Source organism: Flavobacterium sp. TC780, from assembly GCF_056783245.1.
Genome location: NZ_JBXBAV010000094.1, coordinates 1 through 21,449, shown reverse-complemented (window position 1 = coordinate 21,449; position 21,449 = coordinate 1). Strand labels below are relative to the sequence as shown.

Below are 21,449 nucleotides of genomic sequence, written 5' to 3'. Positions count from 1 at the left end.
CATGTATTGCTAAGGTTAATACATGCTCCTGTTGTTAGGGAGGCAGCACCTTAACTCCATCAGTTTTAAAAGCATTTTCATATCTCATATAATCTGCTTTTGCATTTTGATAAGCAGCCTGAGCAGCTTGTGCATTTACATTAATTACATCACCTCTAACGGTTAATAGAGTTTGACCTACTTTTACATAATCACCTTCTTTAGCCAAAACACTAATTACTTTTCCAGATTTTTCAGCAGAGAAAGTTAGCTCTTAATTCTTGTTGAAAAACTCCGTTAGCAACAAAATCTAATGAAACCTCTTCTGTTTTTACAGTAGAAACTTTAACTGAAACGGCAGCATTTTTTTCAGCAACAATATCAGTTTTAGCTTTGTTCTCTTCTTTATTCTTTGTTAAAATGAAGCCTATTAATGCTAATGCCCCGATTATGACTACTATTGTTATTATTATTGTTTTTTTCATTTGTTTTAGTTATTTATAAGTGATTTTAGTTGGCCTTTTGATTTGATTACTTGAATTTCTGCTATTTTATATCCTAGTATTGCTGATGAATAATTATTTTCTGCTTCGATATAGGCATTTTCTACATCTAATAGATCATTTAATGAAGCTAGTCCTTGTAAAGGTAATTATTTTTTGTGTTTTGTAAAACTTGCTGTGCAAGCTCTCTATTTTCTTTTTGATTATTAATAGTTATAAGGCTATTTTCCATCTGAATCATGGCATTGCTGTATGCAATGTCAAGCGAAAGCTTGGTGTCTTTTAAGTCTTCTTGTAAAGAACGAATAGCAACATCTGCTTGACGAACTTTGGCGCGTGTACCAAAACCTGTAAAGATTGGTACTCTCAGATTTAATCCGATAGCCGAAAAATCAGACCAGTATACTCCAGACGATGGTTTTGCAAACCAAGGCATTTCTGGGCCCTGACCAATATAGTTGTATCCTGCACTTAAAGAAGTGTCTGGTAATATTGGCCTGAACTGCTTTCTTCTGAAAAACCAATAGTTCTTCTTGTTTTTTCAGAAGCAAATATTGAGTTAGATTTTCAACATTTGGAGTTTCTGATAAAGCTTGAGGAGTAATTTCAAATTCGGAATTCGGAATTACAATTTGAGTTTCTACAGGCATTCCCATATAGAATTTCAAAGCATTTTCTTGTAATGCAACTTTGTTGATTACTTGTTGACGTTGCGTACTGATGTTAGAAAGCTTTACGATAATTCTATTTAGGTCAATTTTTTTTGCTAAACCATTATCATACTGTCCTTGAAGAATATTTTTTACTCGGGTAGTATTTACATAATTGGTATCTAATACAGTTAAGTTTAAACGTTGTACATATACATCGTAATAACTATTTGCTACTCTCTCGATTACATCTTCTTCAGTAAGCTGCTCGTTAATTTGATAAAATTCACGAGTACTTTTTGCGGCTCTTAAACCTGTAAATACTGCCTGATCAAATATGTTTTGAGTTAACGTGATTCCTGCAGTAGAAGTCCATTTTTGACCAAAAGCTGCTTGAATCGTAGTTCCAGGAGCTCCAAATCCCGCACCATCAATAACGGTAGTTTGTATTACTGGATTGTAAGTTAAATTTCCGTTTGCAGAAATTTGAGGCAATGCTCTCGAACGTACTTCCTGTATTTTATACTCACTATTTTCTACTTGCAATTTGGCTTTTTTAGAGTCAGATTTGTTTTGCAGAGCATAGTTGATAGCGTCTTTTAAGGTCAAAGTCTGTATGCCTTGCTTGCTTAGATTGCTATTGTTTGTGTCTTGTGCATTTGCAGTTATTGCAAAGGACAGGAGAAAGAGAAACAGTATTCTTTTCATGGATTATGGATTGATGATTGATTAATTGCTAATTTTTTGTATTTGCTTTTCAAGTTCTAGTATCCCTGCTGGAGTTGCCATGGCTCTAGTGTGGTATTCTAAGGCTTCTAATTCTGCTTTTTGTGCTTCCTTTTCAGAGCTTGTATTTTCATTTATATGGAATATTAATGTGTAATAAAATTTTACGTATATATCTATATTAACATCTTCGCGATATAATTTTTGTTCTATTCCTTTGGTAATGTTGTCCCTAAAATATTGACTGCATTGATCTATCTCATATCTCATCAGATTGGTGTATATTTCAGGATAGTGTTTTTTTAACTGGTAGATTGGAGATGTGTCAATTGAAGACTGGAATAAGTTTTTAAACGTTTCACGTATTTCGAAATTTTCCTGAATTGCATTGTGGTTTTTAGCAACAACCGAGTCAATTAATTCATGAACTTGTCTATGAACAGATGAAGTACTCTCTTTAATTAAAACTTCCTTATTACAGAAGTATTTATAAATTGTTTTTTTAGAAATACACATTTCACCCGCAATATCATCCATAGTTACACTTTTAAAACCTAGTTTTAAGAATAAGTCACTCGCTTTTGATATAATTTTTTCTTTCATTTCGTTTTTCTTAATCTATTTTTAAAACTTCAATTTGATGTAACTATTTAGATTGTGAATTCTAAGTTAGCTACAAGTTTAATATCCTGCCCAGTTAATAAACCACTACTATGATTAAATGAATTATATGCTAACCCGAAATCTTTACGGTTTATATCGCCAGTAAGTTCAAATGAAACTTTTTTGTTGCCTTTATAATAATCGGTTTCTACTAATTCTACATCAAGTTCAATGGTTTTTGTAACATCTTTTATTGTTAAATCACCTTTAATAAAGTTGATGTTTTTGTTTACTTTTTGGAATGAGGTCGATTTAAAACTTATAGTTGGATATTTATTTACATCAAAGAAATCATTCAGTTTTAAGTATGTGTTTATCTGTTCTAGTTTAGCATCTTTATTATTTACATCTAAAGAAAATTCTATATTAGCATCCTCAATCTCATTGTTTTGGAGGTCAACATGACCATTAAATGTATTAATAGAACCGCCCAAATAGGCAAGTATTGAATGTCTCATTTTGATTAAAACATCAGATTGATTAGAATCAATTGTCCAGTGTGTTTTCATAATCTTGTACTGTTTTATTAATTATATGGATTTAACAGGATAAGTTAGGAATCGATTAGACTATCTTCTTGTTAAATTTCGATGCAAATGTATATTGGAAACTCTAAACACCAAAATAGTTTCCTAAGTATTTTTAATTATTTAACATTTCATTAAGAATTGATGTTTGTATTGCAGGCTTAATGCCGTAAATTAGCCGAAAATTATTTTTATGCATGCCATTTATCAATACCAGGAATTCTTTATCGATTATCTAGAAAAACAAACTATACGTAAAGAGCCTAAAAACTTGTATGAGCCCATTGAATATATTGTAAGTCTTGGCGGAAAAAGAATGCGTCCAGTATTAACATTAATGACTGCTGAAGTCTTTGATGTTGCATACAATCAAGCGCTTCCAGCAGCTATGGCAGTTGAAGTTTTTCATAATTTTTCATTAGTGCATGATGATATAATGGATGATGCTCCTTTGCGAAGAGGACAAAAAACGGTTCATGAAAAATGGGATCTCAATACCGGAATACTTTCAGGTGATGCGATGCTTATTTTGGCATATCAATACTTTGAGCAATATGAGCCAAATACGTTTAGAGAGCTAGCTAAACTTTTCAGTAAAACGGCTTTGGAGGTTTGTGAAGGACAACAATGGGATGTTGATTTTGAGAAAAGAAACGATGTTACAATCCTCGAATATCTAAAAATGATTGAGTACAAAACAGCAGTTTTGGTTGCGGCAGCTATGAAGATGGGTGCAATTGTGGCTAAAACATCTGAAGAAAATGCTAATTTAATATATGATTTTGGATTAAAATTAGGTTTGGCTTTCCAGTTACAAGATGATTATTTAGATGCATTTGGGGATCCAGAAACTTTTGGAAAACAAGTTGGTGGAGATATTATCGAAAATAAAAAAACATATTTGTATCTAAAAGCATTGGTGCATTCTAACGACGAGGTTGCAAAACAGTTAAAGGAATTGTTTACAACACAGCCTGAGGATAATTCGGAAAAAATAGAGATTGTAAAGAATATTTTTAATGCATCGGGTGCTTCAAAAGAGACGCAAGAGGCAATAGAAATGTACACACTCGAAGCTTTTAAAACATTAGATAAAATGGATATTAGCGATGAAAAGAAATTATCGTTACGAACATTTGGTGAAAACTTAATGGGGAGAAAAGTGTAAAAAATATCAATAACAATTGCAATTGAATTTTGAAATTGAATTTATATGTTTGTAGCTCCACAAAATACAGATTTACTACTTCAGGAAGCTGAGAAAGAAGCATTGTATCTTAAATTAATCGAACAAATTAATAAGGATTTTAATTTGGCTAATGAAGGGATAGATTTTCCGATGAGTATTTCTCCAGAAGAACTTAAAATCCAAATGCACGAAAAAGTATACCGAATGATTCAGTATAAGTTTGCCGAGTATTTAAATCTGCTTTATATTATAGATGTTTCAGAACCCGAGATAAAAAAGCTAGATGGCTCTGATTTGGTAATTCTGGCTGAACAGGTTTCTTTTTTAATCTTAAAAAGAGAATGGCAAAAGGTCTGGTTTAGGAATTTTTATAAATAAATATTTGTGATTACTGTCATATTGTATTATGAAATAATAGCATAAAAAACGAGAATAATTATAAGTTAATTACTCTCGTTTTTTATAAGGGAAGATCTATTTTACTGCTATTTTTATTGAATTTTCACTTTCAGCCGATTTTACTTTTACAATATAAATACCAGAATTTAATTCAAAAGAAGTATCAGTTTCCGTTTTTAATGATTTGACCAAGGCGCCTGTAATGTTGTATACTTTAATTTGTGTGCTTGATTTTACATTGGATATAAAAACTTCTTTTCCGTTAGAAAAGAGAGTTGATGATGCATCAGTTTTAAAATCATTTATTCCAAGTGATTCTATTAATTGTGTGGTATCAGTGATTCCGGTTATTTCAATTTTGTAGATATTAACACCAGTGCCTATGCTTGTGTAGATGTATATGTTACCGCTGTTCTGTGTGTACTGAGCTTCAAGTATTGATGGGGTTGTTGAATTAGTAGAACTTGCGCTGCCTATTTCAGTTGTACCATCGGTTACCTTAATAGTGCGATTACCACCACCTCCGCTTGTGAACCATATTTTTATAGTTCCAGCTCCTGCAGTAGAAAAATACAAATAGCGTTCTGTTGGTTGATTGCCAGAAAATACAGAAGCTTGTCCCATTCTAAAGTAACGTAATCCGTTAAATCCATCTGAAAAAGTTAAATTCGAAGGAATAATTCCACCTATCGGTGTTGATGTAATTGTCACTCCTGGATATATCCCTAAATTATCCTTGATGGTGTTTGTTGTGTAGCCTGCAGTGCTAGTGGGCCAATTTGACGTGACATTAGTAAAATCCCAAACTTTTTGGGCATTGACGTAAGTTGCTGAGTATAATGCAGTAATCATTAAAAAGAGTAGTTTTTTTTTTCATAATAAGAAATGTTGTGTTAAAAATAGATATGTATAAATGATCGGTTTTTTATGCGATCATTATGCACAAACATAAATTTTAATCTTAATCTGTACTTTTATATTTACATTTTTTACTTTCGATTTTGTCTATCTTGTAAAAAATAAATAAAATTTTTTGCAACTTATGGAAAAGTAAATTTGCTGCCATTGGTAACCAATGCGGTAATTTTATAAAGGTTTAAAAAGGAGGAGGGAAAGATCTAAAGGAATAGAAGTTCAAAGGAACAATCCTGACGCTTTGGGACTGAGTGGCTAATATTTTTTATTTGAGAGTAAAAAAAGCGCTCTGATCAAAGGGCTGATTGTCCAGCAATCTTAATGTTTTCATGCAAAACAACACCAATAGTGTATTGTATATTCATGGATATTGAAGTTTTCTTCTTAAGAAATGTCGAATTGTATTCCAGTATTTTAAAAGTAACTCTTGATTGTCTTGGTCCTCAGTTGCCTGGATAATAGCTTGATAATAACAAATTTCTCATCTTCATCAGTTATTGTTCGGTAATGATTAATGTAGTTGTCTATCTCATCTGGATTAGCAATTTCATATGGCCAGTCCTGCATCCAATTGTCATGAGGCATATCTAATTCTTTACAATTCTATCAATCTGCTTTTTTGCTGCCATATCTAGGTTTTGGTTCTATCATTTTTGGTAGATTTTTTTAAGGTTTAAAGGTTCAGAATTGCAAAGATTCAGAGGTTTTTCTTTAAGATAGGAGCTGATTTATGTGTCCAAGGGAATTAAATTCTGTCCTAATTAGATTATAGCTCACAGTTTTAACCTTGCGATATGATACTGGATTGTGATAGTACATTACGCTCCAACGGTTGAAACCATTGGTAATATTTATTAAGATGTTATTTGTGTTTGCAATCAGTGTCGAGCTATTAATTTGATTCACATCATCTGCTCATTACTTTGAAAGGGAAACCTTTGTACCTTTTTCTAAAAGTAAAGCCTCACAAAAGGCATAAAAGCTTCTCTGTAAATGCTTTTTTTGTCATCGTGAAGTACATCATAACGGATTCCAATAGTTACATTTCCAGCTCGGTAACCTGCTCCTAGAAATAAAGCCGTGTTCCAAAAATTATCGCTAAAGCGAGGTTGTCCAAAGTATTTATAATCGGTATTTATATTAATCTGTTCTAACTCAGCCGAAAGTTGAACTTCAGGAATAGGATTCACTAATCCAATCAGACTTCCTCCATAAAGAAAAGAAGAATATTCGTTTTTAGAGGATACATATCCTATTTGAGCTCCTACGCCAACAGCAACAATTGGGTTAATGTTGTAAATCGCACTCGGTAATAATGAGATATCGGTGTATCCAGATCCAAAACTTAATCCGACTCCACCGCCAAATTGCACATTGTTCCAAAAATCGTTTTGTTTTTGTGGAATATAATATTTTTGCTGCGCGATTGCACCACTTGAAAATAATAGACCCAAAATGATAAAAAATGATTTGAAAACGATTGAAAAATGATTTTTCTTCATAGTTAAGCGGATTTTAACAAATTTTTACGTAAAAGTACGTAAAAAAAAGATTTAAATAAACTCGATTATCGTACTTTTGCCATTCTATTTAACAAAAAGTATATTCACTAATATTATGGATAGGTTTTCATTTTTAAATGCAGCGCATACAGAGTTTTTCGCACAATTGTACGATCAATATACGCAAAATCCAGACAGCGTAGAGCCAAGCTGGAGAAGTTTTTTCCAAGGTTTTGATTTTGGAATGACAACTTACAACGACGAGACGCCAGTTCAGCAAATTGTTGAATTCGCAGCTAATAACGCCGATTGTAGTTTGGTATCTGAAAAATTGCAAAAAGAATTCAACGTATTAAAATTGATTGATGGATATCGTTCTCGCGGTCACTTGTTTACAAAAACAAACCCAGTAAGGGATCGTAGAACATCATCTCCAACTTTAGACATCGAAAATTTTGGACTTACATCAGCAGATCTTTCGACTGTTTTTGATGCTGCCAAAGTAATTGGTGTTCCACCTTGCTCATTGCAAGATATTGTGAGACGTCTTCAGGCAATTTATTGTCAGCATATTGGAGTAGAGTATATGTATATTCGTAACCCAAATGTTGTAAAATGGATTCAGGACAAACTTGGAGTAAATGACAACCAACCTAATTTCTCTACAGATGAGAAAAAGGTTATTTTAAATAAATTAAATCAAGCAGTTTCTTTCGAGAATTTCCTGCATACTAAATATGTTGGCAAAACGATTCTCACTAGAAGGTGGAGAATCAATTATTCCAGCTTTAGATGCTTTAATCGAAAAAGCAGCAGAAAAAGGGGTAGAGCAATTTGTAATGGGTATGGCTCACCGTGGACGTCTTAACGTTTTGGCAAATATCTTTGGCAAATCAACACAAGATATCTTCGGAGAATTTGATGGTAAAGATTACGATCAAGAGTATTTTGATGGTGACGTAAAATACCACTTAGGACTTACTGCCGATAAAAAAACAAGAACTGGGAAAAATATCAATATTAACCTAGCGCCAAACCCATCTCACTTAGAGACAGTTGGTGCCGTTATTGAAGGGATTACCAGAGCAAAGCAAGATAAATATTATGCAGATGATTTCTCAAAAGTATTACCAATTGCCGTTCACGGTGATGCTGCAATTGCGGGACAAGGTATTTTGTACGAGATCATACAAATGGCACAATTAGACGGTTACAAAACTGGAGGAACAATTCATATTGTAATTAATAACCAAGTTGGTTTTACAACGAATTACCTAGATGCACGTTCATCTACTTATTGTACAGATGTTGCTAAAGTAACACTTTCGCCAGTATTACATGTAAATGCAGATGATGCAGAAGCTGTAGTTCATGCCGTTTCATTTGCATTAGATTACAGAATGACATTTGGTCGTGATGTATTTATTGATTTATTAGGATACAGAAAATACGGTCATAACGAAGGTGACGAACCTCGTTTTACACAACCCGTTTTATATAAAATCATTGCTAAGCATCAAAATCCAAGAGATATTTATGCGCAAAAATTATTGTCAGAAGGTATTATCGATGCAACTTATGTAAACGCATTAGAGAAAGAATACAAATCAACAATGGAGGAGAACCTTGAAGCGTCTCGTAAAAAAGATTTGACAATCATTACACCATTTATGCAAAATGAATGGAAAGGATTTGAGCAGGTTTCAGATGTTGTGATGTTGAAAAAATTTGATACTACTTTTGCTAAAAAAGGATTAGATTCTATCATAAAAACAATTTCTACTTTACCATCAGACAAAAAGTTCATCAACAAGATAACTAAAATTGTTACTGATAGAAAAACAGGTTACGACAACAACACTATTGATTGGGGAACAGCAGAAGCATTAGCTTATGGTTCACTATTAACAGAAGGTTTTGATGTTCGTATTTCTGGACAAGACGTAGAGCGTGGTACATTCTCACACCGTCATGCTGTAGTAAAAGTAGAAGATTCTGAAGAAGAAGTAATTCTATTGAATGCTATCGAAAACAAAAAAGGAAAATTTGGAGTATTCAATTCCCTATTATCAGAGTACGGAGTTTTAGGATTTGATTACGGTTATGCTTTGGCTAATCCTAATGCATTGACAATTTGGGAGGCACAATTCGGAGATTTCTCAAATGGAGCACAAATCATGATTGACCAGTATATCTCTTGTGGAGAAGATAAATGGAACAACCAAAATGGTATTGTTTTATTATTACCACACGGATACGAAGGACAAGGAGCAGAGCACTCATCAGCAAGAATGGAGCGTTACCTGCAACTTTGTGCAAGACAGAATATGTATGTTGCCGATTGTACAACGCCAGCTAACTTCTTCCACTTATTGAGAAGACAAATGAAAACAACATTCCGTAAACCTTTGGTAGTTTTCTCTCCAAAAAGTTTATTGCGTGATCCAAGATGTGTATCTACAGTTGAAGAACTAGCAACAGGAAGTTTCCAAGAAACAATAGATGATAATACAGTTAACAAAAGAGGTAAAAACATTAGTTTTTGTTACAGGTAAATTCTACTATGATATAGTTGCAGAAAGAGAAAATAACGGACGCAACGATGTAGCAGTAGTAAGAATCGAGCAATTGTTCCCGTTCCCAGTAGAGCAAATAAAAACGATTATTGCACAGTATCCAAACGCAGATGATTATGTTTGGGCACAAGAAGAGCCTAAAAACATGGGAGCTTACAGCTTTATGTTAATGAACTTTGATCTTGTAAAATGGAGATTAGCATCATTAAAAGCATACGCAGCACCAGCATCAGGAAGTTACACACGTGCAAAACGCCGTCATGCAGATGCAATCAGAATGGTTTTCGATAAAAATCTATTCAGATAATAAGGAGCTATTTCCTGCTGTACGCTGTATCTTTTCCTTTTTAAGAAAAAAGAAAAAGGATGCCGCTACCATAGGGCTTAAAAGAATAAAAATCAATTAAAGAAAAGTCGTTTTCAAAACAATTTAAAAATATAAATTCATAATTTAAAATAATAAGACATGATTTTAGAAATGAAAGTCCCATCACCAGGGGAATCAATAAAAGAAGTTGAAATTGCAACTTGGTTAGTAAAAGACGGAGATTATGTAGAAAAAGACCAGGCTATTGCTGAGGTTGATTCTGATAAAGCAACTCTTGAATTACCGGCTGAAGCTAGTGGGACAATCACATTAAAAGCTGAAGAAGGAGATGCAGTAGCAGTAGGAGCAGTAGTTTGCTTAATCGATACTAGCGCAGCAAAACCATCTGGATCTGCTCCAGCAGCAGAGGCTCCAAAGGCTGAAGTACCTAAAGCTGAAGTTAAGGCAGAAGCTCCAAAAGTGGCACCAGCACCAGCTGCAACATATGCATCTGGGACGCCATCGCCAGCAGCAAGAAAAATATTAGACGAAAAAAATATAACACCATCTACAGTTTCAGGAACAGGTAAAGATGGAAGAATCACTAAAGAAGATGCTTTAAATGCAGTACCTTCTATGGGAACTCCAACAGGAGGAAACCGTGGTTCAGAGCGTACAAAACTTTCTATGTTACGTCGTAAAGTAGCAGAAAGATTAGTAGCTGCTAAAAACGAAACAGCTATGTTGACTACATTCAATGAAGTTAACATGACGCCAATAAACAACTTACGTAACGAATACAAAGACGCTTTCAAAGCTAAACACGGAGGGGTAGGTTTAGGATTCATGTCATTCTTTACAAAAGCAGTAACAAGAGCTTTAGCATTATATCCAGACGTAAACTCTATGATGGATGGTGACTATAAAGTAGCTTATGATTTCTGTGATATCTCAATCGCAGTATCTGGGCCAAAAGGATTAATGGTTCCTGTAGTTCGTAACGCAGAGAATTTGACTTTCCGTGGTATAGAAGCAGAAATCAAAAGATTGGCTATTAAAGCACGTGACGGACAGATTACAGTTGATGATATGACAGGTGGTACATTTACAATTACAAACGGAGGAGTTTTCGGAAGTATGTTAAGTACACCAATCATCAATCCACCACAATCAGGAATCTTAGGAATGCACAATATTATTGAGCGTCCGATTGCTGTAAATGGTAAAGTAGAAATTCACCCAATGATGTATGTGGCACTTTCTTATGACCACAGAATTATCGATGGACGTGAGTCAGTAGGATTCTTAGTTGCTATTAAAGAAGCATTAGAAAACCCAGTTGAATTATTGATGGATAACAATCCTAAGAAAGCATTAGAGTTATAGTTTATAATAATTTTCAATTGAAAAGCCGTCATTTTTTATAAATGACGGCTTTTTTTATTCTGATCGATGTAGAGTTTTATTCTTTTACAATCTTTATCGTTTTTTCGCGACCTTCAGATTTCACTTTAAGGAAATAAATTCCTGTTGCTACATGTGATAAGTCAAGATCTGAATGCAGACTATTTATTTTTTTATCGAGAATGATGTTCCCAGCAAGAGAGAATAGAGTTACTTCGTCAATTACCGATGAGTTTTCGATGCTTAATATGTTCTTTACAGGATTAGGATGATACTTAAAATTACCAAGTACAAAGTCAGGGTTCGATAACGTATTTAGTTTTACAGTTACTGCTAGTCTTTCTTTACTTTCAATATCATTAATAGTTTGAGAAGCATAATAAGTAGTGTTATCTACCAATACGGTTGATAACGGTAAAAAAGCTTCGTTTAACCTTTTAGTCTTTCCAGATGGCGAAGTTGCATTACTATACCATTTAATACCGCTACCAGAAACATTAATATCAGCAAGAGTTTGTCCAGCAGTAAGATTTAAGGTAATTACTTTTTTGCCCTCAAATAGAGGTGCAGGTGGGGTAATCGTAGAGACAAAGCTAAAAGTACAATTATAAGAATCTCTTACAAGTATTTCGTAAGTGCCAGGCTCCAGGTTTGTAAAGGTATTATTTTCTGTGAATTTATATAAAGTAGGTGAGATGGCATACGTGTATTGATTAACTCCGCCAGTTGCATTAACCGTTATTGTTTGGTCAGTAATTACAGCAGTAGCTGTAAGTGCTTTTGGTTCCTGAATTTCTATATGGTTCATTACAGCACATCCCATGGCGTCTTTAATAACTACCCTGTACATGCCAGCAGGCATATTATGAATGGTGTACCTGTTTTCGTATACACTCACAAAAGCATCCATTTTCTCTTCAACAAAACAGTTATAAGGCGGAGTTCCTCCAGATACATATGACATTATTTCTGCGCTGGAATCACCATTACATCTAGCCATAGTATTTAGTGTCTTCGCTTCTAAAGGGGAATCGTTATATCTTGTACAACTACAATCGCTGAAGCGGTGCAGCCATAAGAGTCTTTGGTGTATATCGTATGAGTTCCTGGGGTCATATTATAAAAATAGCTCTCTATTTGATAGTTAACTCCGTCTTTTGAATACTTATATGGAAAGGTGCCACCTGAAGCATTTAAGGTTATTATTGATTTGTAACATCCTGAATATTTAATGGTAGCATTTAAGACAAGAGGAGAACGGTTAACGTTTAAAAGGAAAGATTTTATGGTAGCGCTAAAACTTCTGTTATTAATAATTCGAGCATAAATACTAGTTGATGCACCTGTACTCTGAAACGAAGTTGGATTTGGAATTGGATAAGCGTCCCTACTAGCATCATAGTTACTGAGGTGATAACTAATTGTAGTTTCGGCAGGATTTAAATCTCCAATTATTTCTGGTTCTCGACTGGTTAAATCAAATAAAGTATTTCCATCGCAATGCACAATGGGGCTAACTATACTAATTTGTGCATAAAAGCTAAAGGATGTAAGTAAAAAGAATAGATAGTGTAAAGTTTTTTTCATACGTATCGGTTTGTTAAATTTTGAAACAAATATACTTAAAAATCTGAATTTTAATTAAATGTGTATTTATAATGATATAATTTTTGAAAATAAATGAGTTTCTGTTATCAAAGGCGACGTTTTGGTATGATTTCTTTGCGCTTTTGCGACTTGGCGAGAGATTCATTCGGCAAAGTATTGTGACTTTTCTGTTAGTTTAATTAGTTTGCGAAATTATTTCGACGAACGAATTAGTGATAATTAGTGAAATTCGTGTTAGTTTATGTATTTAAACTAGCCTCTTTTTATTGCAGATATACATAATGATTATAATAGTCGATAATCGCCTTGCCTTGAAGTAAAACATCAGCTCCTATAATTCCATGAACAGGTCTGGCTTTGTATTGTCGTAAGGCTTCGTTTACGTGCGAAAGGTCAAAAATTACTAAGGCAAAATCCAAATCTTTCCAAGAACCAATTTGTAATATATTGTTAGATGCTGTTTGAGTAAGCATTCCTGTAGCACCCGCACCTGCAGCTTTAGTTTTAGAAGCTTCAGCACCCAATGCAAAACGCTCAATACTTTCAAAACCTACACAAGTATTAGATGCACCAGTATCTAATATGAAGTTTCCGGAAATACCATTGATTTTAGCTTTAATTAAAAGGTGTTGTGTTTTGGTAACTTTGAATTTTATTTTTTTGTATTTCTCTTTTTTGAGAACTTTGTGAAGGTTTTCCATTTTCCGTACTGATTGAATATCAAAAATAAACCAATTACTGCCAAAAAACTAATGATGTATAGCATATAATTTGAAGATTTCTCTTCGGGAGAAATTGAACCATAATACACAAAAGAACTCCAGTAATAAGGAGATTTCTTGGCATTAGGAATCGATTTGTTGTTTAAAAAATCAAGCTTTGCATTGGTATTGGCTTCAAAATACGGAACATTGTTTTTTATATTTTTATAAAAGTCATTCATAAAAACCGATGTGGTATAATCATTTACTTTCCATAACGAAAACAATAAGTTTTGAGCTCCCGCAAACTGAAAACCTCTCGCAATACTCATGGCACCTTCGCCTTTATATAATTTTCCGATTCCTGTTTCGCAAGCACTTAAAACCACTAAATCGGGATTGAGTGTAAGATTGTACAATTCTGAATACAGGATTTCTTGATCGTAAAATTTAATACTTGCCGGAGTTTCGACATCGCCTGAAGAAGCATGTGTACTCAAATGTAAAATCGAATATTGGTTTGCATTATTTTTAAAGTTAGAAAAACTGGCATCTGAGTTTTCTAGATATTTCCCTTTAAAATTGCTCTGAATTGATTCCAGTTCTTTCTTCGAATAAGTCAATTCATAAGCAGTTTTTTCGAAAACAGGGAAAATCCCTAAAACAGTTTTTTCTGATTTTGAAACTGATTTTGAATTCAGATAATTACTAGCTGAAGTGTTATAGGCAATTTTAAAATCATGGAGTAAATAATGCATTTTGGCAAAATTTGTTGTGCTGGATTCCTGAGTAATCAAAGCTTCAAATGGTAAGAAATTAAGGATTCCATCGGGAATAATAATGAGGTTTTTGTAAACAGCATTTTTGGGTAATTTCAGTATATCAAAAACTTTTTTTCCGATTCTGTTATATCCAGAAATGTCATTATTAATATTGTTTGAATTACCGAAATATTCGATGAATCCCATAATTTGAGGCATTGCTGTATCGGTGATGTTAAAATGGTTCAATGCAATTTTTTTATCTTGTAATGTGAAATAATAGATTTCTTCCAAGCCCACAAAATAGTAAACCATTACGGCTTTATCTTTTTCCAGTTTTGATAAAAGCGCTTTCGTATCACAATTCTCAGGAATATAATTGAGGTTTTTGGTTTGGATTCTCTTCAGCGAAAGCATTAATTCGTTTTGTTTTTTTATTGCCGAATTAATGTTAGAAATAGTAGCTAAATCTCCTTTTTGCTGTTCTTTTAAAATTGCATTGTTTAAGTTTTGAAGCTGTTGTAATAAAGATTTCTCTTCTGCAGTAGCGGTTTTAATATTCGATCTATATCCTTTTAAAATACCCGATTTGCTTCTTTCTGATAATTGAAAAGCTTTTTCCCGTATATTCTAATTTTGTTTTCTTTTTTAAACAGTTCATCATAAATCGAAATGCATTTTTCGGTACGATTTCGTGTTCGTATTTGTGTAATGATTTTAGAGTTTTCATAAACCAAAACATTCATTAGTAAATCTTCAATATCAAAAGAAAGACTAAATGCTTCGAGTGCTTTTTTGGATTGATTTTGTTTAGAAAAGATTTCTGCTTGCAAATCCAGAACATCAATCAAGACCGTTTCGGCATACAATTGATTTTGATTTGGTAATGTGTTTTTTGAATTATAATTCGGAATCAGGATTTTAAAAATAGCCTGAACTTGTTTTGCACTTTCATCATATTTTCCTTCATCAAAAAGCAACAACGCTTTTTCATATATAACTTGGTTAGTTTACGAGGTTGTTGGTTTGGTGTTTCTCTAAAAATAATTTTTCTGCTTTTTCTAAATATGAATTTGCAATTTCAAATCGTTGCCATTGTCTGTTTAAAGCTGCTAAGTTTCGGTAAGAATTGGATAAAGTTTCCGATTGACCTTTTTCGTTTTTTAAATATTGTACAGCCGATTCAAATGCTTTTTCTGTATTAGAATAGGCATTCGATTTAACGATAAATTCATTAGCACTCAATAAATAACTATTCCCAAGATTATTCCATAAAATTCCTTTTTGAGCATTTGATAATTGTTCCGTTTTTAAGGTACTTTCTAACAATTCAATTGCCAAAGAAATTTTACCAGAACTCTGATATACATTTGATAAATTAAGAATTGCTGCAAATTTTTGTTTCTGAGCTTCGGGATAATTATTAGATGTATTTACAATATAAAAATATTGTTTTATGGTGTTTTCGGCACTATCATAATCGCCCAAAACGGTATATAAATTGCCTAAAGGTTTCAGGCAATACTCGATAATATCATACTCTTTTAGTTTGTTTTTCTCATAAATCTGCCAGCTTTTTCATAACTGGTAATCGCTTTTTCTGTTTGTCCAAACTGATTTTCATAATAGGCTTTGTTACAGTTTAAAACTACTATTGCCACTAATTCGTCTTTGGACTTAGGATTTGGTTTTTTCCAGAAAATATTTTCGGTATTTGTTAGATTTTGTAATGCTTTCGCAGAAGGATTTGCTATAAAAGAATCAATTGCAAGATATATTCTGTCTTCCTGGCGTTGCCCGAATAGCATTATCGTTGTGAAGAATAAGATATAGCAATATCGTTTTTTCATAGATGTTTTTGTTTCGTAAAGGAATTTAAAGGTTTGTGTAAAAATGTTGTTTCGCAAAGCTTCGCAGACCTTTTTCTTTGTGTATCTCTGTGCAAGCCTTCGTGTAACTTCGTGGAATAACTCTAAAATCTCCAAATCCCATAAAACTGAAAATAATTAAAATTTTGCTCAAAGTTTATTACATAACGCGCTCCCAGACTTGGGCCTATTCTGGCAAAACCAGCTGTTAAGTCAAATAATATGCCTGTTTTAAATCCTGTGAATGAGTTTTTTATTGTATTTGATTCTGTTTTAGTGTCCATTAAGAACTGATCGGTTCCTCCTTCAAAAGTTTCTGTTTTTATTGTTTGAGTTTGCTCTTGCGAAACATTAATATTGGCCTGTAAACCTGCTCCAATCCCAATGTAATTATTAATATTATACCGAATAAGAACGGGGACTTCCCAGTTGACGTTTTTATTTTCGGTACTGTTTGTTATGCGTTGAAATTGTTTCATCCCATTCGGGTTTATACCAATTCCTTCTCTTGTTGTGACGCCACTTTCGTATTTGTTTATCGCATTGAGCCATTCGGCTTGCCAATAAAAGCGATAGGATTTAAAAGGTGAAATTGTTGCACCTACAAAATAACTAGTCGATTTATCTAAATCGGGATATAGATTATAACCTGCTTTTGCGCCAATTGATATTCCGGGCAGGAATCGGGTAGTAGCATAATTGGTAATAATTGGTTCGTTTTTATCAAATATTATGGCGGTTCGACTTCGGGTTTTTACTTTATGAAAGTCATCGCCAAACTTCATAGAATATTTGACAAAACCTTTGGTACTGTCTTTTTCTTTTACATTTTTTTGTTCACTTCCGGGTAAATAAATATTCTTGAAGGTAAAGAAGATTTGATTTTTTTTGATTATTGTATCGAGACAACTTGTTGTAGGGATTTCGTCTTTGGGACAAATAGGGCATTTTGGGTACATATCTTCTATCTGAAATGTTTTTTTGTCGAACATATCAGGAATATCGGTTTCGAGTCGGATCATTCTTGCTGGACCTTCACCATTATTTTGGAAACGGGTTTTAAAATTGACTCTTTTAAAACGCACCAATCTGTAATTCATAAAACTTCCGTTAGATCCCATTTTATTTGGATCATGAGAAGTCACAATTTCCATTTCCAGATTTTTTATTTTATGATTTTTGTAGCTTCGGTTTGGTACAAATATTCCTCGCATGGTTACAGTTGCGCTGGTATCTTTAATCATTTCGGGAGTAGTCTTGAAAGTGTAAAATACATTTCGGGTTTCATTCGGATTAGCATCGTCAAATTCTAGAACTGAAACATTATGATAGATTTTATTTGCTTCTAATAATGATGCATCGAGATCTTCTTCGATGGCTGTATTTCGGTATTTTTTGGTTCTAATGCTGTTTTCGGTCGAAGCCAAATAGGATTTGGTATCATCAAGATCATTGACGGAAGCGACTGTATTTTCTCTTACTTCGCGTTCACCAGCGTAAGTTCGGAAATCGACCAATTGGAAATTATTGTCTTTGAATTGTTTTTCGTTGTAAAAAAGATAGAGTTTTCCGCTAGAAACATAGTTTTCCAGATTTTGGTAGCTTACTACAACGACCATTTCCTGATCTGGAATTGGGTCACAATTTTTTAGGATTGCAAATCCGTTTTGATCAGCTATAGAAGCAATATCTTTATAATTGTTGTCGGTAATGTCATTAATGGCAACTTTTTTAGGTCGTGTTGCTGGAGGTTTTCCGTTATCGTAGTTGTTGGTTCCAGCAAGTTTTGTGGTGTATGTTCCTTTGTTTTTATAAACATGTTTGGGTTCAGCTTGTTTACTGTAATGTCCGTCGCCAAGTTCCCATAAATAAGAATAGCTCGGTTTTGGTGCTCCGGCAATAGGAATTAATGGGAGGTATCTCGGGTTTGAAACTTACCCTAGATTTCCGTTTTGATTGTAACCAATGATGGCTCTTCGGGTTATGGTATCTTTTACTTTGGTTTGTCCTATTGAGAGAATAGAAAATAGAATAAAGAAAATAGATGATAGTGGTTTCATAACTATTGTTTTTTAGCCCTGATAGCAGTGGAAATCCTTTTTCTGACTTCTTTAGGAAGGAAAATATTATACGTCTCGATAGCTATCGGGAAGCAGGATTAGCTTCTTAAAATCACAGGATTAAATCTTAAAACTGGATTAAATGTAAAAAAAGTGATGAGCAAATCACCCACTTTTTCTTAAAAAATATTTTGTAAGTTACTGAATAGCATTGATTGCGGCTATCAGCTGGGCTTCGGTGCCGACAGTTGTTTGGTTAAGAATAAAAGTATAAACATCATTGGCAGCAACTGTGACTGCTTTGATAGCGTAACGCCATTGGCCATTATTCTTCGGTAACAAAAATTACGTGACAAGCAAGTCCGATAGGTATTTGTCCGTAGTGTTCGCTGAATAATCCTGCAGGCGTATAGGTGTCTAGTTTTGCAAGGGCATTTGTTCCTTCGCCATCGTAAGAGACAGAAACTGCACTATTTATGTTGGTGTATCCTTCTGGAGCTTTTACCAATAGCGTAGTTTTAGGTCTTGGGTCACTGTAAAAACGATCTACGTTTGTCCAGCCGAAGCTTCCGAAATGTACATAATAATTACCTCCTTCTGCCTGAACCCCATCTTTGCCTCCATTTCCAGCAGCATCTGGTTTAGGTTGTTCCCATGCTAATTCTCCTTTATCATCGATTATTCCTTTCCACAAAGTCATAGCATTATCTATACCATTAGTTAAGCTTGCAGGAGAATCACGTTCATGCTACAAGTTGTTTTAAGCCTACTTCACCTTGTGTGGCTTTAATAAAGAATTCTCCGCCTGAGATCAATAAGTTTTTCTTTCCGTCAGGCATAATTCCCATTGTAGGTTTGTTTGTGATAAGCATATTGCCTTTGTCAAAAAGCTCTACGTATTCGATATCGACTATTCCAGTTACAGGATTTCCGTTCTTGGTAAGGCAATCTCCGTTAATGCTTAGTTTAACTCCTTTGGCAGAAGTAAGGGTTACAATACCTGTTCCGGCTGTGATGGTAAAGTTTTGTGTATTTTTTTTAACTCCTTTTGAGCTAATGCTTTTAAATGCTGCGGCAGATGGTGGGAAAACAAGATTGCCTGCGTCGCTGTTGTCATCGCTATTATCGCAACTTACAAAAGTGATTATTGCTAAGAATAAAAGTCCGATTGTTTTAAAATTTGTGTTCATGATTTCTAGTTTTAATGGTTTTTATAGTAATAAATGTTTTGGGTTAAAAATTTGTTACCCCTGTTTTTGGTTTATTTTTAAATTACTTTAAAACCAAGGGCAATATAAGGTTGTGCATAATTAGGAACTGGACCTCCGGCACCATGAAAATTGGAACTTAAGAAACGACATTACCTTGTGCTTAGTATAGGGCACTGTTGTAAAATTGTTTTTTCTTAAAATACGTCCTACTGTTTGATTAAGTACTGTGTAACCAGGCAAAATTGTTCTTTTTACGGTAATAATATCACCTAAACTCACTGGTACTGGAGTTATAGATTGATAATCTAATGTGGTTTGAGAGAAAATATGAACGCCTGTATAGGAGGTACTAGTGGTTGTATTTGTAACTTCCATAGTATAACCACCTGTGTAAGTGGTTGGATTTTGATATCCTATGGTGCAAATTTCTCCATTGGCATTAATCTGGATTGTATATTCGTGTGTTTCCAGATCCATTGTTGTAAGATCATCATATCCGTTTGCAGTTGTAAAAGCAGTTGTAATAAGTGTAGAGACATAGGTTGAGTCGCAAACATTATTTGTTGGGTCATTGTCATTATCACAACTTACAATTGTAAAAGCGGTGATACATAATATTAAAGTTGGTAGTGTTTTCATGATTTCTAGTTTTAAAGGGTTTTTATAGTAATAGATGTTTTAGAGTGAATAATTGTTACCCTTGTTTCGGGTTTATTTATCAAGACATTTTTCTTCAAATAGATTTTCCATCTCATCTAAGGCAACAAGAATATTTTTTTTCTTTAGAAAGGGTGATGATTAGATAAAACCAAACAATCGACCATAAGCCTAAAGTGATACAGGTAAAGAATAGATGTAGGGAATCGTTTATTTCTTTTTTCTGTTTGGATAAAACGACATATGGTAACTTTTCGTTATGCTCAATAATGATAAAACCAATTCAACTTTGTTAGAAAGCATCTTATGAAATTGCTCTAAATTTTTCTCGTTTATAAATTGATAACTTTCCATTTCTCTTAATTTTTTAATTGTTTTAAAAGATTCGTGTTTTTGTATATCAACTTGATTTTGCAATTGTTACCCCTTTATGTGAAGTTTGTTTTTAGATTTTTTTTACATTAGCTAATTAAAAAGTCATTTTATGAGCCAATCTAAAATTCATCCGGATCAAATGTATATCGAAGGGCTTGCTGTAAATGATTCGGCGGTTATACAATCTATCTATAAAAAGTTTGTTCCTAAAGTGGTTTCATATGTAATGAATAATTCTGGTGATAGAGATCAGGCGCAAGATGTAGTTCAGGAAATAATGATTTTGCTTTTTAATCAGGCTAAAGCCAATGTCTTACAATTGACTTGCCCATTTGATGCTTACTTTTTTTTTTATGTAAAAGAAAGTGGTTGAATGAATTAAAAAAAACATCGAATAAAGGGGTAACAATTAATGAGGATGCTGCATCTATAAATGAATCTGCAAACGAACTGGTTGATCAAGCCGAAGAATTTGAAGAAAAGCAACAACTGTTTGATATTATGTTTCAGGAGTTAGGAGACAAATGTCAAGAATTACTAAAACTGAGTTTTACAATAAAATCGATGGAAGAAGTGGCCGAGAAACTAAATGTGACTTATGGCTATGTTCGCAAAAAAAAATCGCTTTGTATTGGTCAGTTAACCGAGTGGATTCAGGAAAGTAAAAACTTTAAATCTCTAAAAAAATAAGTAGCCATGAACGAAGAACGTTATATATTATTCGATTAATATCTTCAGGGAGAGATGACTGTTGAAGAAAAAAATGGTTTTGAAAAACAATTAGCCGAAAATCCAGAATTTGCTTCGGCTTTTGAAAAATTTTAAAACAGGTGCTGCCTCCCTAACAACAGGAGCATGTATTAACCTT

Annotated in this window: 24 protein-coding genes and 2 pseudogenes; 6 read left to right on the top strand and 20 right to left on the bottom strand. The window is 33.5% G+C overall.

Annotation, left to right across the window (positions count from 1 at the left end; all coding sequences use genetic code 11):
* Positions 1–34: 34 nt before the first annotated feature.
* The 6 genes from AC1RYN_RS10085 to AC1RYN_RS10060 form a co-directional block, all read right to left on the bottom strand.
* A complete protein-coding gene (locus AC1RYN_RS10085; RefSeq protein ID WP_481806877.1) occupies positions 35–208 on the bottom strand; it encodes a hypothetical protein in 174 nt (57 codons plus the stop codon).
* 25 nt (positions 209–233) lie between these two features.
* Complete coding sequence (locus AC1RYN_RS10080) at positions 234–464, bottom strand: hypothetical protein (protein ID WP_481806876.1); 231 nt, start codon at positions 462–464, stop codon at positions 234–236.
* 148 nt (positions 465–612) lie between these two features.
* Positions 613–918 carry a hypothetical protein gene (locus tag AC1RYN_RS10075; protein WP_481806875.1) on the bottom strand — a complete coding sequence of 102 codons (306 nt, stop codon included), beginning with the start codon at positions 916–918 and terminating at the stop codon, positions 613–615.
* Positions 875–1,840 (bottom strand): TolC family protein, encoded by a 966-nt coding sequence (locus AC1RYN_RS10070; protein WP_481806874.1) that lies wholly within the window; start codon positions 1,838–1,840, stop codon positions 875–877. Before AC1RYN_RS10070 ends, AC1RYN_RS10075 begins: the two co-directional genes overlap by 44 nt.
* Positions 1,841–1,861: 21 nt before the next feature.
* Complete coding sequence (locus AC1RYN_RS10065) at positions 1,862–2,461, bottom strand: TetR/AcrR family transcriptional regulator (RefSeq protein ID WP_481806873.1); 600 nt, start codon at positions 2,459–2,461, stop codon at positions 1,862–1,864.
* A gap of 47 nt (positions 2,462–2,508) precedes the next feature.
* A complete protein-coding gene (locus tag AC1RYN_RS10060; RefSeq protein ID WP_481806872.1) occupies positions 2,509–3,030 on the bottom strand; it encodes a YceI family protein in 522 nt (173 codons plus the stop codon).
* 211 nt (positions 3,031–3,241) lie between these two features.
* Here AC1RYN_RS10060 and AC1RYN_RS10055 point away from each other — a divergent pair, with 211 nt between their 5' ends.
* Together AC1RYN_RS10055 and AC1RYN_RS10050 are read left to right on the top strand one after the other, a co-directional pair.
* Positions 3,242–4,216 (top strand): polyprenyl synthetase family protein, encoded by a 975-nt coding sequence (locus tag AC1RYN_RS10055; RefSeq protein ID WP_481806871.1) that lies wholly within the window; start codon positions 3,242–3,244, stop codon positions 4,214–4,216.
* A 45-nt stretch (positions 4,217–4,261) separates the two neighbouring features.
* Positions 4,262–4,615, top strand: a complete 354-nt coding sequence (locus AC1RYN_RS10050; protein ID WP_481806870.1) for a hypothetical protein — start codon at positions 4,262–4,264, stop codon at positions 4,613–4,615.
* A gap of 96 nt (positions 4,616–4,711) precedes the next feature.
* Here the strand turns inward: AC1RYN_RS10050 and AC1RYN_RS10045 are convergent, their stop codons facing one another.
* The 3 genes from AC1RYN_RS10045 to AC1RYN_RS10035 form a co-directional block, all read right to left on the bottom strand.
* Positions 4,712–5,488, bottom strand: coding sequence for a T9SS type A sorting domain-containing protein (locus tag AC1RYN_RS10045; protein ID WP_481806869.1), 777 nt, complete (start codon positions 5,486–5,488; stop codon positions 4,712–4,714).
* A gap of 477 nt (positions 5,489–5,965) precedes the next feature.
* On the bottom strand, positions 5,966–6,136 hold the full coding sequence (locus AC1RYN_RS10040) for a hypothetical protein (RefSeq protein WP_481806868.1): 171 nt from the start codon (positions 6,134–6,136) through the stop codon (positions 5,966–5,968).
* A 365-nt stretch (positions 6,137–6,501) separates the two neighbouring features.
* Positions 6,502–7,053 carry a hypothetical protein gene (locus AC1RYN_RS10035; protein WP_481806867.1) on the bottom strand — a complete coding sequence of 184 codons (552 nt, stop codon included), beginning with the start codon at positions 7,051–7,053 and terminating at the stop codon, positions 6,502–6,504.
* A 115-nt stretch (positions 7,054–7,168) separates the two neighbouring features.
* On the opposite strand from AC1RYN_RS10035, the pseudogene AC1RYN_RS10030 reads away from it, so the two are divergent.
* Positions 7,169–9,936: pseudogene (locus AC1RYN_RS10030) on the top strand (2-oxoglutarate dehydrogenase E1 component).
* A 159-nt stretch (positions 9,937–10,095) separates the two neighbouring features.
* The gene (gene odhB / locus AC1RYN_RS10025) at positions 10,096–11,322 is read left to right on the top strand and encodes a 2-oxoglutarate dehydrogenase complex dihydrolipoyllysine-residue succinyltransferase (protein ID WP_481806866.1); all 1,227 of its coding nucleotides are present in this window, start codon (positions 10,096–10,098) and stop codon (positions 11,320–11,322) included.
* Between the two features lie 76 nt (positions 11,323–11,398).
* Here odhB and AC1RYN_RS10020 read toward each other — a convergent pair whose 3' ends face one another.
* From AC1RYN_RS10020 to AC1RYN_RS09970, 11 genes and pseudogenes are all read right to left on the bottom strand, one after another.
* A complete protein-coding gene (locus AC1RYN_RS10020; protein ID WP_481806865.1) occupies positions 11,399–12,304 on the bottom strand; it encodes a T9SS type A sorting domain-containing protein in 906 nt (301 codons plus the stop codon).
* 56 nt (positions 12,305–12,360) lie between these two features.
* Positions 12,361–12,927: a hypothetical protein gene (locus AC1RYN_RS10015; protein ID WP_481806864.1), complete on the bottom strand. Its 567-nt coding sequence runs from the start codon at positions 12,925–12,927 to the stop codon at positions 12,361–12,363.
* A 284-nt stretch (positions 12,928–13,211) separates the two neighbouring features.
* A complete protein-coding gene (locus AC1RYN_RS10010; protein ID WP_481806863.1) occupies positions 13,212–13,649 on the bottom strand; it encodes a retropepsin-like aspartic protease in 438 nt (145 codons plus the stop codon).
* Positions 13,601–14,827, bottom strand: coding sequence for a CHAT domain-containing protein (locus AC1RYN_RS10005; protein WP_481806862.1), 1,227 nt, complete (start codon positions 14,825–14,827; stop codon positions 13,601–13,603). The genes AC1RYN_RS10010 and AC1RYN_RS10005 overlap by 49 nt, the downstream gene beginning before the upstream one ends.
* Positions 14,828–14,985: 158 nt before the next feature.
* Complete coding sequence (locus AC1RYN_RS10000; protein ID WP_481806861.1) at positions 14,986–15,390, bottom strand: hypothetical protein; 405 nt, start codon at positions 15,388–15,390, stop codon at positions 14,986–14,988.
* A gap of 25 nt (positions 15,391–15,415) precedes the next feature.
* Positions 15,416–15,898, bottom strand: coding sequence for a hypothetical protein (locus AC1RYN_RS09995; RefSeq protein WP_481806860.1), 483 nt, complete (start codon positions 15,896–15,898; stop codon positions 15,416–15,418).
* A 56-nt stretch (positions 15,899–15,954) separates the two neighbouring features.
* Positions 15,955–16,260, bottom strand: a complete 306-nt coding sequence (locus AC1RYN_RS09990) for a hypothetical protein (protein WP_481806859.1) — start codon at positions 16,258–16,260, stop codon at positions 15,955–15,957.
* Positions 16,261–16,382: 122 nt separating this feature from the next.
* A pseudogene (locus AC1RYN_RS09985) lies at positions 16,383–18,338 on the bottom strand (PKD domain-containing protein).
* A gap of 325 nt (positions 18,339–18,663) precedes the next feature.
* Positions 18,664–19,038: a hypothetical protein gene (locus AC1RYN_RS09980; RefSeq protein ID WP_481806858.1), complete on the bottom strand. Its 375-nt coding sequence runs from the start codon at positions 19,036–19,038 to the stop codon at positions 18,664–18,666.
* A gap of 43 nt (positions 19,039–19,081) precedes the next feature.
* A complete protein-coding gene (locus AC1RYN_RS09975; RefSeq protein WP_481806857.1) occupies positions 19,082–19,528 on the bottom strand; it encodes a hypothetical protein in 447 nt (148 codons plus the stop codon).
* Between the two features lie 120 nt (positions 19,529–19,648).
* The gene (locus tag AC1RYN_RS09970; protein WP_481806856.1) at positions 19,649–20,188 is read right to left on the bottom strand and encodes a hypothetical protein; all 540 of its coding nucleotides are present in this window, start codon (positions 20,186–20,188) and stop codon (positions 19,649–19,651) included.
* Between the two features lie 502 nt (positions 20,189–20,690).
* Here AC1RYN_RS09970 and AC1RYN_RS09965 point away from each other — a divergent pair.
* On the top strand, positions 20,691–20,954 hold the full coding sequence (locus AC1RYN_RS09965) for an RNA polymerase sigma factor (protein WP_481806855.1): 264 nt from the start codon (positions 20,691–20,693) through the stop codon (positions 20,952–20,954).
* Positions 20,951–21,271, top strand: coding sequence for an RNA polymerase sigma factor (locus tag AC1RYN_RS09960; protein WP_481806854.1), 321 nt, complete (start codon positions 20,951–20,953; stop codon positions 21,269–21,271). Before AC1RYN_RS09965 ends, AC1RYN_RS09960 begins: the two co-directional genes overlap by 4 nt.
* The last annotated feature ends 178 nt before the right edge of the window (positions 21,272–21,449 follow it).

Excerpts from the sequence above, each read along its gene's own strand:
- AC1RYN_RS10065 (WP_481806873.1), bottom strand. The coding sequence starts at position 2,461 with ATGAAAGAAAAAATTATATCAAAAGCGAGTGACTTATTCTTAAAACTA.
- AC1RYN_RS10040 (WP_481806868.1), bottom strand. The coding sequence starts at position 6,136 with ATGCCTCATGACAATTGGATGCAGGACTGGCCATATGAAATTGCTAAT.
- AC1RYN_RS10075 (WP_481806875.1), bottom strand. The coding sequence starts at position 918 with ATGCCTTGGTTTGCAAAACCATCGTCTGGAGTATACTGGTCTGATTTT.
- AC1RYN_RS09970 (WP_481806856.1), bottom strand. The coding sequence starts at position 20,188 with ATGAAAACACTACCAACTTTAATATTATGTATCACCGCTTTTACAATT.
- AC1RYN_RS09975 (WP_481806857.1), bottom strand. The coding sequence starts at position 19,528 with ATGAACACAAATTTTAAAACAATCGGACTTTTATTCTTAGCAATAATC.
- AC1RYN_RS10035 (WP_481806867.1), bottom strand. The coding sequence starts at position 7,053 with ATGAAGAAAAATCATTTTTCAATCGTTTTCAAATCATTTTTTATCATT.
- AC1RYN_RS09965 (WP_481806855.1), top strand. The coding sequence starts at position 20,691 with ATGAGCCAATCTAAAATTCATCCGGATCAAATGTATATCGAAGGGCTT.
- AC1RYN_RS10060 (WP_481806872.1), bottom strand. The coding sequence starts at position 3,030 with ATGAAAACACACTGGACAATTGATTCTAATCAATCTGATGTTTTAATC.
- AC1RYN_RS10070 (WP_481806874.1), bottom strand. The coding sequence starts at position 1,840 with ATGAAAAGAATACTGTTTCTCTTTCTCCTGTCCTTTGCAATAACTGCA.
- odhB (WP_481806866.1), top strand. The coding sequence starts at position 10,096 with ATGATTTTAGAAATGAAAGTCCCATCACCAGGGGAATCAATAAAAGAA.
- AC1RYN_RS10010 (WP_481806863.1), bottom strand. The coding sequence starts at position 13,649 with ATGGAAAACCTTCACAAAGTTCTCAAAAAAGAGAAATACAAAAAAATA.
- AC1RYN_RS10045 (WP_481806869.1), bottom strand. The coding sequence starts at position 5,488 with ATGATTACTGCATTATACTCAGCAACTTACGTCAATGCCCAAAAAGTT.
- AC1RYN_RS10055 (WP_481806871.1), top strand. The coding sequence starts at position 3,242 with ATGCATGCCATTTATCAATACCAGGAATTCTTTATCGATTATCTAGAA.
- AC1RYN_RS09980 (WP_481806858.1), bottom strand. The coding sequence starts at position 19,038 with ATGACTTTGTGGAAAGGAATAATCGATGATAAAGGAGAATTAGCATGG.
- AC1RYN_RS10005 (WP_481806862.1), bottom strand. The coding sequence starts at position 14,827 with ATGCTTTCGCTGAAGAGAATCCAAACCAAAAACCTCAATTATATTCCT.
- AC1RYN_RS10020 (WP_481806865.1), bottom strand. The coding sequence starts at position 12,304 with ATGTCATATGTATCTGGAGGAACTCCGCCTTATAACTGTTTTGTTGAA.
- AC1RYN_RS10080 (WP_481806876.1), bottom strand. The coding sequence starts at position 464 with ATGAAAAAAACAATAATAATAACAATAGTAGTCATAATCGGGGCATTA.
- AC1RYN_RS09990 (WP_481806859.1), bottom strand. The coding sequence starts at position 16,260 with ATGAAAAAACGATATTGCTATATCTTATTCTTCACAACGATAATGCTA.
- AC1RYN_RS10015 (WP_481806864.1), bottom strand. The coding sequence starts at position 12,927 with ATGAAAAAAACTTTACACTATCTATTCTTTTTACTTACATCCTTTAGC.
- AC1RYN_RS10050 (WP_481806870.1), top strand. The coding sequence starts at position 4,262 with ATGTTTGTAGCTCCACAAAATACAGATTTACTACTTCAGGAAGCTGAG.